The organism is Micromonospora sp. NPDC048935 (assembly GCF_043197875.1).
Taxonomy (GTDB): domain Bacteria; phylum Actinomycetota; class Actinomycetes; order Mycobacteriales; family Micromonosporaceae; genus Micromonospora.
Genome location: NZ_JBICTZ010000002.1, coordinates 180965 through 195151 on the forward strand (window position 1 = coordinate 180965; position 14187 = coordinate 195151).

Annotated in this window: 12 protein-coding genes; 10 read left to right on the forward strand and 2 right to left on the reverse strand. The window is 73.3% G+C overall.

The genetic code is table 11. The features are described 5' to 3' along the window. Positions 1-264: 264 nt before the first annotated feature. Complete coding sequence (locus tag ACGFIW_RS07125; protein ID WP_393311574.1) at positions 265-942, reverse strand: GPP34 family phosphoprotein; 678 nt, start codon at positions 940-942, stop codon at positions 265-267. Between the two features lie 74 nt (positions 943-1016). Further along, entirely contained in the window at positions 1017-1649 is a 633-nt protein-coding gene (gene upp, locus ACGFIW_RS07130) for a uracil phosphoribosyltransferase (protein ID WP_124862038.1), read from the reverse strand. Between the two features lie 126 nt (positions 1650-1775). On the opposite strand from upp, the gene deoC reads away from it, so the two are divergent. From deoC to ACGFIW_RS07180, 10 genes are all read left to right on the forward strand, one after another. Then, positions 1776-2804: a deoxyribose-phosphate aldolase gene (gene deoC, locus ACGFIW_RS07135; RefSeq protein WP_393311576.1), complete on the forward strand. Its 1029-nt coding sequence runs from the start codon at positions 1776-1778 to the stop codon at positions 2802-2804. A 6-nt stretch (positions 2805-2810) separates the two neighbouring features. Then, complete coding sequence (locus ACGFIW_RS07140) at positions 2811-4235, forward strand: aldehyde dehydrogenase family protein (RefSeq protein WP_393311578.1); 1425 nt, start codon at positions 2811-2813, stop codon at positions 4233-4235. Further along, on the forward strand, positions 4228-5052 hold the full coding sequence (locus ACGFIW_RS07145; protein WP_393311580.1) for an aldehyde dehydrogenase family protein: 825 nt from the start codon (positions 4228-4230) through the stop codon (positions 5050-5052). The genes ACGFIW_RS07140 and ACGFIW_RS07145 overlap by 8 nt, the downstream gene beginning before the upstream one ends. A gap of 625 nt (positions 5053-5677) precedes the next feature. Next, positions 5678-6175 carry a BlaI/MecI/CopY family transcriptional regulator gene (locus tag ACGFIW_RS07150; protein WP_393311582.1) on the forward strand — a complete coding sequence of 166 codons (498 nt, stop codon included), beginning with the start codon at positions 5678-5680 and terminating at the stop codon, positions 6173-6175. 10 nt (positions 6176-6185) lie between these two features. Continuing rightward, complete coding sequence (locus ACGFIW_RS07155) at positions 6186-7091, forward strand: M56 family metallopeptidase (protein WP_393311584.1); 906 nt, start codon at positions 6186-6188, stop codon at positions 7089-7091. 526 nt (positions 7092-7617) lie between these two features. After that, positions 7618-8871, forward strand: a complete 1254-nt coding sequence (locus ACGFIW_RS07160; protein WP_393311586.1) for a cytochrome ubiquinol oxidase subunit I — start codon at positions 7618-7620, stop codon at positions 8869-8871. An 18-nt stretch (positions 8872-8889) separates the two neighbouring features. Further along, on the forward strand, positions 8890-9897 hold the full coding sequence (locus tag ACGFIW_RS07165; RefSeq protein ID WP_393311588.1) for a cytochrome d ubiquinol oxidase subunit II: 1008 nt from the start codon (positions 8890-8892) through the stop codon (positions 9895-9897). Further along, entirely contained in the window at positions 9894-11570 is a 1677-nt protein-coding gene (cydD, locus tag ACGFIW_RS07170) for a thiol reductant ABC exporter subunit CydD (RefSeq protein WP_393311590.1), read from the forward strand. Before ACGFIW_RS07165 ends, cydD begins: the two co-directional genes overlap by 4 nt. Then, positions 11567-13444 (forward strand): thiol reductant ABC exporter subunit CydC, encoded by a 1878-nt coding sequence (cydC, locus tag ACGFIW_RS07175; protein WP_393311592.1) that lies wholly within the window; start codon positions 11567-11569, stop codon positions 13442-13444. The genes cydD and cydC overlap by 4 nt, the downstream gene beginning before the upstream one ends. Positions 13445-13511: 67 nt before the next feature. Beyond that, positions 13512-14186 (forward strand): permease prefix domain 1-containing protein, encoded by a 675-nt coding sequence (locus tag ACGFIW_RS07180; protein WP_393311593.1) that lies wholly within the window; start codon positions 13512-13514, stop codon positions 14184-14186. Position 14187 lies beyond the last annotated feature (1 nt).

Sequence of the window (14187 nt, forward strand, 5' to 3'; positions counted from 1 at the left end):
ACCAGAGCCCCGGTGGCGCCTCCGCAGGTGCAGAGCCCCAGTGGCGCCTCCGCAGGTGCAGAGCCCCAGTGGCGCCTCCGCAGGTGCAGAGCCCCAGTGGCGCCTCCGCAGGTGCAGAGCCCCAGCGGCGCCTCCGCAGGTGCAGAGCCCCAGTGGCGCCTCCGCAGGTGCAGAGCCCCAGTGGCGCCTCCGCAGGTGCAGAGCCCCGGTGGCGCCTCGGCGGGTGCAGAGCAAAGGGCACGCCGAGCGGGGTCGGCCCGACGGTCAGCGGCGCGGGCCGAGGGCCTGGTCGACGGCCCGGCCCAGTGCGGCGACGACCAGGCCCACCGAAGGACGGACCACCGAGTCGTCGGTGCTCACCTCACCGGAGAAGCCGGCGCCGGTGGCGATCTCCTCCAGCCGGCGGCGCGCGTCGGCGGCGGTCTCGCCGCTCACCCCGAGCGCGGACTCCATCCGCAGCACCACGACCAGGGTGGCCAGTGCGGCGGTCCGCTCGTCCGGGGCGGCCGCGCCGGCCAGGGCCTCGGCCAGCCGCTGCCGGGTCTCCGCCTCGACGGAGGCGTCCACGACCGGGTAGCGGTGCACGTGGATGAAGCCCAACTCGGTCTCGTCGACGTCGCGGACCACACCCTGGCTGCACAGATCCCCGAGAATCCGGTCCCGCAGGCCGTGCCGCAGGCGCTGCACCCAGGAGGCCGGACTGTGCGGGGTGTCGACCGCAATCCGGCCCAGCACCTCGTCGGCGACCGGCTCGCCGGTCGGCGTCGGGTCGATCACTGCCAACGATCCGTCGGCGTACGCGATCCGGCCGGCCAGGGCCAGCTCGACCAGCACCGCGGCGGCCATGCCCAGGTCCAGGCTGATTCGCGGCATGGTCGCCTTGCCGGTCGTGTCGTCGTAGGCGAGGAGCAACAACTCCTCGGCGAGCGCAACACCAGTCATGGCCGGAGACGGTAGCGGGTCCGCGCACCACCGCGCACGGACCCGCCCGACCCGGCATCGACCGGGTGCCGTTCTCAGAACCGGGGCATGCCACCGAACTGGCGGTCACCGGCGTCGCCGAGCCCGGGGACGATGAACATGCGGTCGTTGAGCCCCTCGTCGATCGAGGCCGTGACCAGGCGCAACGGCAGGCCGGAGCGTTCCAGCCGCTCGATGCCGACCGGCGCGGCGAGCACGCAGAGCACGGTGATGTCGGTGCAGCCACGATCGGCCAGCAGCCGGCAGGAGTGCTCCAGCGAGCCACCGGTGGCCAGCATCGGGTCCAGCACCAGCACCGGCAGTCCGGCCAGATCGCGGGGCAACGACTCCATGTACGCGCGCGGCTCGTAGGTCACCTCGTCGCGGGCCAGGCCGACGAAGCCCATCGAGGACTCCGGCAGCAGGCCCAGCGCGGCGTCCGCCATGCCCAGGCCGGCCCGCAGCACCGGGACCAGCAGCGGCGGGTTGGCCAGCCGGGTGCCCTCGGTGCCGGTGACCGGCGTCTGCACCGGGTACCGCTCGACGGGGAAGGTGCGCGCCGCCTCGTACACCAGCATGGTGGTCAGTTCGTGCAGCGCCGCCCGGAACGTCGAGGAATCGGTGCGCGCGTCCCGCATGGCAGTCAACCTGGACTGGGCCAGCGGGTGGTCAATGACGTGTACGTCCACGATCGCTCAACCTACCGGTCCGCCCGGCTCGGCGGTGTGGCCGCGCTCGGACCAGCGATGCCGCTCACGTCCGGCCACCCGATGTGAGCAAGATCACTTGGCTTTCCGGTGCGTAGACTTCGGGGCATGACGGCGACAACGACGTCGGCCCGGTCGGAGCTCTCCGAGCTGGGACGATCCGAGACCGCTCTGCGGACCTTCCTGCACGGCCTACCCGGCGTGGACCAGGTCGGCGCGGAGCAGCGGGCGGCACAGCTCGGCACCCGATCCATCAAGACCACCGCCAAGGCCCAGGCGATCGACCTGGCGATCCGCATGGTCGACCTGACCACCCTGGAAGGCGCGGACACCCCGGGCAAGGTGCGCGCGCTCGCCGCGAAGGCGCTGCGTCCGGACCCGGCCGACCCGTCCTGCCCGCACGTCGGCGCGGTCTGCGTCTACCCGGCGATGGTCCCGTACGTCGCCGAGGTGCTGCGGGGCAGCGCCGCCGGAGTCGGGCGGCCAGCCGGCGGACCGGTCGAGGCAGCCGGTGCCGCGCCGGCCGGACCCGGCATCGTTCACCTGGCCAGCGTGGCGACGGCATTCCCGTCCGGCCAGGCGCCGCTGGAGATCAAACTCGCCGACACCCGGGCCGCCGTGGCGGCCGGCGCCGACGAGATCGACATGGTGATCAACCGGGGTGCGTTCCTGGCCGGGCGGTACAAGGAGGTCTACGACGAGATCGTGGCCACCAAGGAAGCCTGCGGCGACGCCCACCTCAAGGTGATCCTGGAGACCGGCGAGCTGGCCACCTACGACAACGTGCGACGGGCCTCCTGGCTGGCCATGCTGGCCGGCGGCGACTTCATCAAGACCTCCACCGGCAAGGTCCCGGTTGCGGCGACGATGCCGGTGACCCTGGTGATGCTGGAGGCGGTCCGCGACTTCCGCGAGGCGACCGGGCGGCAGGTGGGCGTGAAGCCCGCCGGTGGCATCAAGACCACCAAGGACGCCATCAAGTACCTGGTGATGGTCAACGAGACCGTCGGCCCGGACTGGCTCGACCCGGACTGGTTCCGCTTCGGCGCGTCCAGCCTGCTCAACGACCTGCTGATGCAGCGCACCAAGCTGACGACCGGCGTCTACTCCGGTCCCGACTACTTCACCCTGGACTGATAGCCGATGTTCGAATACGCCCCTGCGCCCGAGTCGCGCGCGATCGTCGACCTCAAGCCGTCCTACGGTTTGTTCATCGACGGCGAGTTCGTCGACGGCGAGGATCTCCACAAGACGATCAACCCTGCTTCGGAGGAGGTGCTCGCCGAGGTCACCTGGGCCGGCGCCGCCGACGTCGAGCGCGCGGTCCGTGCCGCCCGCAAGGCGTACGACAAGGTCTGGGGTCCGATGCCGGGCCGGGACCGGGCCAAGTACCTGTACCGGATCGCCCGGCTCGTCCAGGAACGCTCCCGCGAGCTGGCCGTCCTGGAATCGCTGGACAACGGCAAGCCGATCCGGGAGAGCCGCGACGTCGACCTGCCGCTTGTCGCCGCGCACTTCTTCTACTACGCGGGCTGGGCCGACAAGCTGGGTCATGCCGGCTTCGGGCCGAACCCGCGGCCGATCGGCGTGGCCGCGCAGGTCATCCCCTGGAACTTCCCGCTGCTCATGCTGGCCTGGAAGATCGCCCCGGCGCTCGCCGCCGGCAACACGGTGGTGCTGAAGCCCGCCGAGACCACCCCGCTGACCGCGCTGCTGTTCGCCGAGATCTGCCAGCAGGCCGACCTGCCGGCCGGTGTGGTCAACATCCTCACCGGGGCCGGCGACACCGGCCGTGCGCTGGTCGAGCACCCCGGCGTGGACAAGGTCGCCTTCACCGGCTCCACCGAGGTCGGCCGGGCCATCGCCCGTTCCGTCGCCGGCACCCGCAAGAAGCTCACCCTGGAACTGGGCGGCAAGGCCGCCAACATCGTCTTCGACGACGCCCCCATCGACCAGGCCGTCGAGGGCATCGTCAACGGCATCTTCTTCAACCAGGGGCACGTCTGCTGCGCCGGCTCCCGGCTGCTCGTCCAGGAGAACGTCGCCGACCGCGTGCTGGAGTCGCTGAAGCGGCGGATGGCCCAACTCCGCGTCGGCGACCCACTGGACAAGAACACCGACGTCGGGGCGATCAACTCCGCCGCCCAGCTGGAACGGATCCGCGAACTCTCCGACGCCGGCTCGGCCGAGGGCGCCGAACGCTGGTCACCGCCGTGCGACCTGCCCGACCGCGGCTTCTGGTTCGCGCCGACCATCTTCACCGGCGTCACCCAGGCCCACCGCGTCGCCCGGGAGGAGATCTTCGGCCCGGTGCTGTCGGTGCTCACCTTCCGCACGCCGGCCGAGGCCGTGGAAAAGGCCAACAACACGCCGTACGGGCTGTCGGCCGGCATCTGGACCGACAAGGGCTCCCGGATCCTGTGGATGGCCGACCGGCTGCGCGCCGGGGTGGTCTGGGCCAACACGTTCAACAAGTTCGACCCCACCTCGCCGTTCGGTGGCTACAAGGAGTCGGGCTACGGTCGCGAGGGCGGCCGGCACGGGCTGGAGGGGTACCTCAATGTCTGAGCGGGTCGCGGTACGCAAGACGTACAAGCTCTTCATCGGCGGGAAGTTCCCGCGCAGCGAGTCGGGACGGTCGTATCTCGTGCAGTCCTCGAATGTGTCACTGGCCTCCCGCAAGGACGCCCGGGACGCGGTGGTCGCCGCCCGCGCCGCCGTCAAGGGCTGGGCCGGCGCGACCGCGTACAACCGGGGTCAGATCCTCTACCGTGCCGCCGAGATGCTGGAGGGCCGCCGCGGGCAGTTCGTCGCCCTCGGCATCCCGGGCGACGAGGTGGACGCCGCGGTCGACCGCTGGGTCTGGTACGCGGGCTGGGCCGACAAGCTCGCCCAGGTCTACGGCGGTGCCAACCCCGTCGCCGGCCCCTACTTCAACATCTCCGCCCCGGAGCCGACCGGCGTGGTCGCGGTGGTCGCCCCGGAACGCCCGGCGCTGCTCGGCCTGGTCAGCGTCATCGCCCCGGCGATCGTCACCGGCAACACGGTGGTGGTGGCGGCGTCGCCGTCGGAGCCCTTGGCGGCGGTGACGCTGGCCGAAGTGCTGGCCACCTCCGACCTGCCCGGCGGGGTGGTCAACATCCTCACCGGCGCGATCACCGAGACCGCGCCGGCGCTGGCGGCCCACATGGACGTCAATGCGATCGACCTGACCGGGGTGACCGACACCGCACTCGCCACCGACCTCGAGGTCAAGGCCGCGGAGAACCTCAAGCGGGTGCTCCGCCCGGCCCCGGCCGACCACGACTGGACCGCCGACCCGGGGGTGGCGCCGATGACCGCGCTGTTGGAGACGAAGACGGTGTGGCACCCCAAGGGGGTGTGATCGTCTTTCTCGGCCTTTGGGTTCTCCGGGGGAGCCCACCCACTCCGGGCGGTCAGGCTTGATCCCTGCGTGGGCGGGCACTCCCGGAAAACCTGACGCGGGCCAGGCTCGTCATGGCGTTGATCTCGCTGGCTGGTGCCCCGGGTTGGGGCACCAGCCAGCGGGCGTTTGGGGGACCCCGGTCCTCCACAACCGTCCGCCCCGCGCCCTGCGCCCCTCCGCGCCCTGCGCCCCCGCCCTGCGCGCCCTCCGCCCCGGGCCTGCACCGCGGCTCTGCGCGCCATCTTTGCGCGCCCTCCGTCCGTTCGCGCCGTCCCCGTGCGCACTTCCACCCGAGCGCCCTCCCCCGCCGCCCCGCGCGCCGTTCAAGATCCGCGCAATTTCGGTGATATTGCTGTCTCCGGCGCGCCCGAGGCAGCAATATCCCTGTTCTTGCGCAGATCTTGCGCCGGCGCCCTGGCCGGACACGGTGATCATGGAGTTGGCGGGGTGTTGATCTCGCCAGGGTCGGCCAACCTCATGATCATCGGCGGAGGGTGGGTGGAGGCGGCGTGGGCGGAGGGGGCCGAGGGGTGGCATGGGTGGGTGGGGGGTCGGGGTCTACTACCGGGGGTAGGATTGGGTGGTGACTCGGTTGGGCGATCTTGAGCGTGCGGTGATGGACGTGCTGTGGGACGTGGTTCCCGGCACGTCGGATGGTGTGACCGTGCGCGAGGTGGCCGACGCGCTCGATGGCCGCGAGCTGGCGTACACCACGGTGATGACCGTGCTGGACCGCCTCGCCGGCAAGGGCATGGTGCAGCGGGAGCGCGAAGGTCGGGCCTGGCGGTACCGGCCGGCGGCCAGCCGCGAGGCGCACATCGCGCAGCTCATGCTCGACGCCCTGGACCTGGGCGGCAGCCGGGACGCCGCGCTGGTGCGCTTCGCCCGCTCGGTCACCGGCACCGAGGCCGAGGTGCTGCGGGCGGCACTGGGGAACGAGACCGGGCTGGACACCACCGGCGGCGGCACGGGTGTCGCCGAACCGAACGCGCCGAGCCCGGCCGGGTCGGGTGCCGACCTGACCGACCGGGTGGACGGGCCGGTGGGCCGGCGACCTGCCGGCGAGACCGCGGAGCGGTAGGGCGCGCGCCATGGCCTACGCCGTGCACTTCGCCGCCACCATGCTGGCCTGCTATCTGACGGCTCAGGTGCTGGCCCGTTCCACCTGGACGTGGCGCAGCCCCCGGGTGGCGATCATCTGCTGGCAGGCCGTCGGGTTGGCACTGGGTCTCTCCGCGATGGGCCTGCCGATGGCGCTCGGGTTGAGCGCGTACGACCTGCCAACCGGAAGTGCGCTGCTCGCCCTCGCCAATGACCTCGGCCACGGCACCCTGCCGGCCGGGTTGAGCACCTTCCACCTTGCCGGCGTCGGCGTGGGCTTCGGCATCGGCGCGGTGCTGGTCACCACGACCGTACGCAGCATCCACGGCACCGTACGCGCGCAGCGCCGGCACCGGGACCTACTCTCCCTGGTCGCCCGCGACGACCCGGCCGCGCCCGGCGCGCTGGTGTTGGATCATCCGAGTGCCGCCGCGTACTGCCTGCCGGGCGTGAAGCCGCAGGTGGTGGTCAGCGCCGGCACGCTGAGCCTGCTGGACCGGGCCGAGTTGGCCGCGGTGCTCAGCCACGAGCGCGCGCACGCCCACGAGCGGCACGACCTGGTGCTGTTGCCGTTCACCGCGCTGTGCCGCGCGTTGCCGTGGTTCGCCTGGGTCCGCGACGCCCATGAGCGGGTCGCCCTGCTGGTCGAGATGCGGGCCGACGACAAGGCCCGTGAGCTGCACGCCGAAGCACCGCTTGCGGGAGCGTTGCGCCGGTTCGCCGCCGCCGGTCACCGAATCACCCCGGCGGGCGCGCTGGGCGTGGGCGACCGGGATCTTGACGTACGGGTCCAGCGTCTCCTGGTCAGCGACCGGCCGCCCCGGGTGCTCGGCGCCACCGCCCTCGCGGTCGCCACCACGCTGGTCGCCCTCCCGATCTCCCTCTTCCTGAGCTGAGTCGAGCCCCAACCTCCTGGCCCTGACCCCGCGCCTCCGCGCACCGCGGCGCGCCCCACGCACCGCGCTTCCATGCCTCCGCCTCCGCCCCGCACACTGGCGGCCCTTGCCCCGCTCCCGCACCCCGCGCCCTCGCGCCCCGCGCACCCGCACCCCGCACCTTCGCCCCGCACTCCCGCACCCTCGCGGCCTTCGCCCCGCACCCCGCGCCTCGGGGCCCTCGCCCGCTCCCGCACCCCGGGGCCCTCGACCCGCGCACCCGCACCCGCACCCGCACCCGCACCCACGTTCCCGCTTCCGCCTCGCGCCCGCCTCTCGAAGCCCACGATCGTGCTCGAACCAGGATCGAGTGGCATTCCACGGCCGCCGAGGCCACTGCATCCACGATCGAGCACGATCTCCCCGGCGGCACGACTACTACGTCTTGTCGTAGACTGGGTTACGACAAGGCGTAGTAGTCGGACATGTAGAGAAACTACGTGTAGGGTGACTACGACAAGGGAGCCAACACTACGGAGAGCCGGCCATGGACACCCTGCTCCTCGCCCGCCTGCAGTTCGCCACTACCACCTCGATCCACTTCCTGTTCGTGGTCGTCACGCTCGGGCTGGTCACCCTGCTGGTCGGGATGCAGACCGCCTGGGTGATCACCGGTAATCCGAAGTGGGAGCGGCTCACCCGCTACTGGGGCCAGCTCTACGTGATCAATTACGTGCTCGGCATCGCCACCGGCATCGTGATGGAGTTCCAGTTCGGGCTGAACTGGAGTGGTCTGTCGCGCTACGTCGGCAACGTCTTCGGTGCGCCGCTGGCCCTGGAGACGCTCGTGGCGTTCTTCCTGGAGTCCACGTTCCTCGGGATGTGGATCTTCGGCTGGCACCGGCTCCGCAAGGGCGTCCACCTCGCGTTGCTGTGGGGTGTGGCGATCACCGCGTACGCGTCGGCGTTCTGGATCATGGTGGCCAACTCCTGGTTGCAGAACCCGGTCGGATACGAGGTCCGCGACGGGATCGCCCATCTCACCGACTTCCGCGCGCTCCTGACCAACCCCACCCTCGGCATGGCCTTCGGGCACGTGGTCTCGGCCGCGTTGCTTGTCGGCGGGATGTTGATGGCGGCGGTCAGCGCGTGGCACCTGCTGCGGCGTACCCCTGACTTCGCGTTCTTCCGCACCTCGCTGCGGATCGGTCTGGTCACCGCGGCGCTGGCCATCTCGATGGTGCAGGGCTTCGGTTTCGCCCAGTTCGGCCCGGTGGGCTCGGTGCAGCCGACCAAGTTCGGCGGCGACGGCCCGGAGGCCCAGGCACTGATCGCCGAGTGGACCACGCGGTTCGGCCCCGGCGACTACACCCCGCCGGTGCTGTCCAGCGTCGGGCTGGGCTTCATGATCCTGATCGGCTTCACCCTCGGCTGCGTCTGGTTGCTGCTCCCCCTGCTCTTCCGCGACTGGATCATCAGGCTGCGCTTCCCGCTCTGGCTGATCCTGTTGGCGCTGCCACTGCCGTTCGTCGCGGTGATCCTCGGTTGGATCTCCCGGGAGGTCGGCCGGCAACCCTGGGTGGCGTACGGGCTGCTCCCCACCGAGCAGGCGGTCTCCCCGGTCGGCGCACCGCTGATGCTGGCCTCGCTGATCGGGTTCAGCCTGCTGCTGGGTGCCCTCGCCGTCACGAACTGGGTGCTGCTGGCCCGGCACGCCAAGCGCGGCGCGGTCGACCCGGCACTCGGCCGCCCGCCGGCGATGCCCGACGAGCCGGCCCTTCCCGAACCCGCCCTCGTCTGAGCATCTGAGGAGAAGACCGTGGACCTCGCCTGGTACGCCCTGCTCGGCCTCTTCTTCGCCAGCTACCTGGTGCTCGCCGGTTACGACTACGGCGTCGGGCTGCTGCTCGCGCGGGGTGGAAGCCCCGCCGGGCGGCGGGCCGCGCTCACCGCGCTCGGCCCGTTCTTCCTCGGCAACGAGGTGTGGCTGGTGGCCGCCGTGGGCATCCTGTTCGGCGCGTTTCCGGTGCTGGAGGGCGAGTTGCTCGCCGGCTGCTATCCGGCCGTCGCCGGCGCCCTGGTCGGCGTCATCCTGGTCACCGCCGGGGTGCAACTGCGCAGCCGGCACGCCGACGAGCGGATCCGCGCCCGGTGGGACCGCATCGTGACGATCGGCAGCGCACTCGCCGCACTGGGCTGGGGTGTGGTGCTCGCCGCACTGTTGCAGGGCGTACCCCGCCAGGCCGACGGGCACGTCGCCGGTGTGTCGCACCTCGCCACCCCGTTCGCGGCCGCCGCCGGGCTGGCCATGGTCGCTCTGGTCGCGGTGCACGGGGCGACCTTCCTCGCGCTGCGACTGCCGAGCGCCGAGGCCGCCGTGCTCGGCCGCACCGCTCGCCGGCTGGTGCGGGTGGCGCTCACCGCGGTCGCGCTGGCCACCGTCGTGGGCCTGCTGTCTGCCCGGGTACGCGACGCGGTCCAGCGACCGACGGTGGCCGTACTCCTGCCGGTGCTCCTCGTGGTGGCGCTGCTGGCGGCCCGCGCGGCGCTGGCACGGCGGCGGCCGGGGTGGGCCCTGGTCGCCACCGGCACCGCCCTGGCGCTGCCGGTGGTGCTGGTCGGCGCGGCCCTCTGGCCCTACGTGCTGGTGTCCACGACCGATCCGGGCGCCTCGCTGACGGTGGCCGACGCGGCCGCCAGCGCACCGACACTGCGGCTGCTGGGCTGGGTGGCGCTGCCGCTCCTTCCGGCCCTACTAGGCTTCCAGGCGATGTGCTGGTGGGTTTTCCGAGGACGGACCGACGGTAGGGCACCGGTGTACTGGTGAACCGCCGTCCGTTCGACCCGCGTCTGCTGCGCCGGGTCCCCGCGGCCCGGCGCGATCTTGCCGTGCTCGCGCTGCTGGGTGTGGTCGCCGCCGGGTTGATCGTGGCGCAGGCAACCGCGCTCGCGTCGGTGCTGGCCACCGCCGTCGACGGTCGGCTGGATCGGCAGGCGTTGGCCGGCTTCGTGGTCGCGGTCGGGGCCCGCTCGGCGCTGGTCTGGGCACAAGGCACGGTCTCGGCGCGGGTCGCCGCCACGGTCAAGGCCGCGCTGCGGGCCGACCTGCTCGGCGCGGTGGGCCGGCACGGCCCGGGTTGGGTGGCCGGGCAGCGGGCCGGTGCGATCGCCACCCTGGCCGGGCGTGGGTTGGACGCGCTGGACGCCTACTTCACCGGCTACCTGCCGCAGCTGGTGCTCAGCGTGACGGTGCCCCTCGCGGTGCTGGCCCGGGTCGTCTTCGCCGACTGGAGTTCGGCGGTGATCATCGCGCTGACCCTGCCGCTGATCCCGGTCTTCGGCGCACTGCTCGGTTGGCAGGCGCAGGCCGCCACCGAACGGCAGTGGCGACGGTTGTCGCTGCTCGGCGGGCACTTCCTGGACATGGTCGCCGGGCTGCCCACGCTGCGCGCGTTCGGGCGGGCCCGGGCGCAGACCGACGTGGTGCGCCGGATGGCCGACGGGCACCGCGTGGCCACCATGAAGACGCTGCGGATCGCGTTCCTCTCCGCGCTGGTGCTGGAGCTGGTCGCCACCCTCTCGGTGGCCCTGGTGGCGGTGCCGGTCGGCATCCGGCTGCTCGACGGCGGGCTGGCCCTGCGGACCGCGCTGCTGGTGCTGCTGCTCACCCCGGAGGCGTACCTGCCGCTGCGGTCGGCCGGCAGCCGCTTCCACGCCAGCATGGAGGGGCTCGCCGCGCTGGACGAGGCACTGACCATCTCGGCCGAGCCCGCCGCACCCCGGGCCGCCGAGGGCGCCACCGCACCGGACGCGCGACGCGAGATCCGGTTCGAGGGGGTGACCGTGGCGTACGAGCGGACCACCGCGCTGCGCGACGTGACCCTGACCATCCGGCCCGGCGAACGGATCGCCGTCATCGGGCCCAGCGGCGCCGGCAAGAGCACCCTGCTCGGCCTGCTGCTCGGTTTCGTGACCCCGACCAGTGGCCGGGTCACCGTGGACGGGGTCGACCTCGCCACCGCCGACCTGGACGCCTGGCGTCGGCAACTCGCCTGGGTGCCGCAACGGGCCCACCTCTTCGCCGCCTCACTCGCCGACAACATCCGGCTCGGCGCACCGGACACACCCGCTGACGCACTCGCCGCCGCGGTGCACGACGCCGCCCTGGACGACGTGGTGGCCGGCCTGCCGGACGGCCTGGGCACCCTGCTCGGCGAACGCGGCCACGGGCTGTCCAGCGGGCAGCGGCAGCGGGTCGCGCTGGCCCGGGCGTTCCTGCGTGCCGCACCTGTGGTGTTGCTCGACGAACCCACCGCCCGACTGGACACCGCGGCCGAGGCGGTGGTGCTCGACGCCACCCGCCGGCTGGTCGCCGGGCGCACCGCGCTGCTTGTCGCACACCGACCGGCGCTGCTCGTCGACGCCGACCGGATCCTGCGTGTCGAGGACGGTCGGGTCACCGAGCTGACGCCCGAGCCGACCGGAGGGGCACCCCGATGACCGCGGCACACGGACCGGACCCGACAGACGGGCAACCGGCCGCCGCAGCGGACGGGCAGACCAGCGCCACCGCAGCAGACGGGCAGACCAGCGCCGCCGCGGGCGGGAAGAGCAGCGCCGCCGCAGCGGGCGGGCGGGTCGCCGCCGAGCGGGCCGTGTTGCGGTTGGCCCGGCCGTACCTGGGTCGCCTCGTTGGCGCCGGGCTGCTCGCGGCCGCCACCGAGTTCGCCGGGTTGGCCCTGATGGCCACGGCCACCTGGCTGTTGATGAGCGCCGCCGGGCAGCCCCCACTGGACCGGCTCACCGTGGCGATCGTCGCGGTCCGGGCGCTGGCGATCGGTCGGGGCGTGTTGCGCTACACCGAACGGCTCGCCGGGCACGACGCGGTGCTCCGCATGATCACCGATGTCCGGGCCCGGGTGTTCGCCACCCTCGCGGCCCGCCGCAACGCCGTACACCGGTCGGGAGACGTGCTGAGCCGGCTGGTCTCCGACGTCGAGGCGGTTCAGGATCTGCTGCTGCGGGTGCTGGTCCCGGGATCGGCGGCGGCCCTGGTCGGGGTGCTGGCGGTCGCCGGGGCCGGGTTGATCTCGCCGCCGGCCGCCGGGGCGCTGGCCGTCGGGCTACTGGTTGCCGGCGTGGCGCTACCCGCGCTGGCCACCGTGGTCACCCGCCGCAGCGCGGCCGAGGTGGCCCCGCTGCGCGGCGCACTGGCCACCGACGCGATCGACCTGACCCACGGCGCTGCCGACCTGGCCGCGTTCGGGGCGACCGACGGTGCCCTGCGCGCCGCCGGGCAGCGCGCCCGACGGCTGGCCCGGCTGGAACGCCGGCTGGCCGCCACCGGGTTCGCGGTGGACGCGGCCGGGGTGCTGACCGCCGGGTCGACCGCCGCGGCGGTGGTGCTGGCCGCGCTGGCCGCCGACGTACCGGGGGTGCTGGTGGGCGTCCTGGCCGTCGGCGCACTGGCCGCCGTCGAGGTGACACTGGCGCTTGTCGGGGCGGCCCGACAGTGGACGCAACTGCGGCCCGGCCTGGCCCGGGTGGCCGCGCTGCTCGACCCGGGCACGCCGGGTCGCCCGACCACGGACGGCAGCACCGACCTGGCCGGCCCACACGAGTTGCGCTTCGACGAGGTGACGGTGCGGTACCGGGCCGGGGCAGCACCCGCCCTGGACGGTGTCAGCCTGGACCTGCCGGCGGGGCGCCGGATCGCGGTGGTCGGCCCGAGCGGCGCCGGCAAGAGCACCCTGGCCGCCGTGCTGACCGGCACCGTCCGGCCGGCGGCCGGCCGGGTCACCCTGGATGGTCAAGATCTCTCGGCGTACGCCGAGGAGGCGCTGCCCCGCGCGGTCGGCGGGTTGCTCGCCGAGGCGTACGTCTTCCACGCCACCGTGCGGGAGAACCTGCTGCTCGGGCGCGCCGGGGCAGACGAGGAGGAGCTGAGCGCAGCCACCGCGGCCGCCGGCCTGCTGGAGTGGGTACGCGCCCAGCCGGCCGGCTGGGACACGCTGGTCGGCGAGGAGGGCGGGCAGCTCTCCGGTGGGCAGCGGCAACGGCTGGCCCTCGCCCGGGCCCTGCTCGCCGCGCCGCCGGTGCTGGTGCTCGACGAGCCCACCGAGGGGCTGGACCCGAGCGCCGCGGACGCGGTGCTCGCGTCCGCTCTCGCCGCCACCCCCGTCGGGCACTCGGTGCTGCTGATCAGCCACCGGCTCAGCGGGCTGGCCGGGCTGGACGAGATCGTCGTCCTCGACGGCGGGCGGGTGATCCAGCGGGGGCGGCACACCGAGTTGGTCGCCACCGACGGCTGGTACCGGGACCAGTGGCTGCTTCAGGCGGCGGCCGAACGGGGTTACCTGGCGCTCGCCCCCTGACCGTCCTCCGGGGCGGACCAGGGTTCCCCCCGAGGTCGGTGTGGTGAAGTCGTGGCAGGGTGGTGCCATGCCGCGCGGTGAGGATGTGTTGGTCGACGAACACCTGCAGGAGTTGGCTGCCCGCCTGCAGGGGCCGGCGCGACTCAAGACCGACCTGCTGACCGAGGCCCGGCACGGGCTGCTGGACGCCGTCGAGGCGTACCAGGAGAGGGGTGTGCCCCCCACGGAGGCGCAGCGCCGGGCGGTGGTCGAGTTCGGCTCACCGGCGCAGTTGCTCCCCTCCTGGCAGGCCGAGCTGGCGGTGGGCGCGCTGCGCGGTCTCTCCCTGCGGATGCTGGCCGTCGCCGGTGTGGGGATGGCCGCCGGCGACCTGACCTGGCGCGGGGCGAGTTGGAGCGACGGCCCCCGCCCGCCGGCCGGTTACGTGCTGCTCTCCCAGTCGGTCGACTGGATCTGGATCGGCACGCTGCTGGTCGCGGTGGCCGGTCTGCTGGTGGTCACGGCGAGCGCCAGGTCGCCCCGGCCGGGCCTGGCCGTGGCGCAACGCGCGGTGGGCGCCGGCCTGACCGGTCTGCTGGCCCTTGGCATGGTTGCCGGCTGTGCCCTCTTCACCTGGTCACTCAACCTCTGGGACGAGGCGCTGCGCTGGCCACCGATGATCATCGGTGCGGTGCTGGTGGGCGGGGCGTACTTCTCGCTGACCCGCGCGACGCGCGGCTGGCTCCTGGCCGTCGCCCGCTGAC

What these genes read in the sequence shown, in the direction of transcription:
- ACGFIW_RS07155 (WP_393311584.1), top strand. Translation starts at nt 6,186, where the DNA reads ATGGCCTACGCCGTGCACTTCGCCGCCACCATGCTGGCCTGCTATCTG.
- deoC (WP_393311576.1), top strand. Translation starts at nt 1,776, where the DNA reads ATGACGGCGACAACGACGTCGGCCCGGTCGGAGCTCTCCGAGCTGGGA.
- ACGFIW_RS07160 (WP_393311586.1), top strand. Translation starts at nt 7,618, where the DNA reads ATGGACACCCTGCTCCTCGCCCGCCTGCAGTTCGCCACTACCACCTCG.
- cydC (WP_393311592.1), top strand. Translation starts at nt 11,567, where the DNA reads ATGACCGCGGCACACGGACCGGACCCGACAGACGGGCAACCGGCCGCC.
- ACGFIW_RS07140 (WP_393311578.1), top strand. Translation starts at nt 2,811, where the DNA reads ATGTTCGAATACGCCCCTGCGCCCGAGTCGCGCGCGATCGTCGACCTC.
- ACGFIW_RS07180 (WP_393311593.1), top strand. Translation starts at nt 13,512, where the DNA reads ATGCCGCGCGGTGAGGATGTGTTGGTCGACGAACACCTGCAGGAGTTG.
- ACGFIW_RS07145 (WP_393311580.1), top strand. Translation starts at nt 4,228, where the DNA reads ATGTCTGAGCGGGTCGCGGTACGCAAGACGTACAAGCTCTTCATCGGC.
- ACGFIW_RS07125 (WP_393311574.1), bottom strand. Translation starts at nt 942, where the DNA reads ATGACTGGTGTTGCGCTCGCCGAGGAGTTGTTGCTCCTCGCCTACGAC.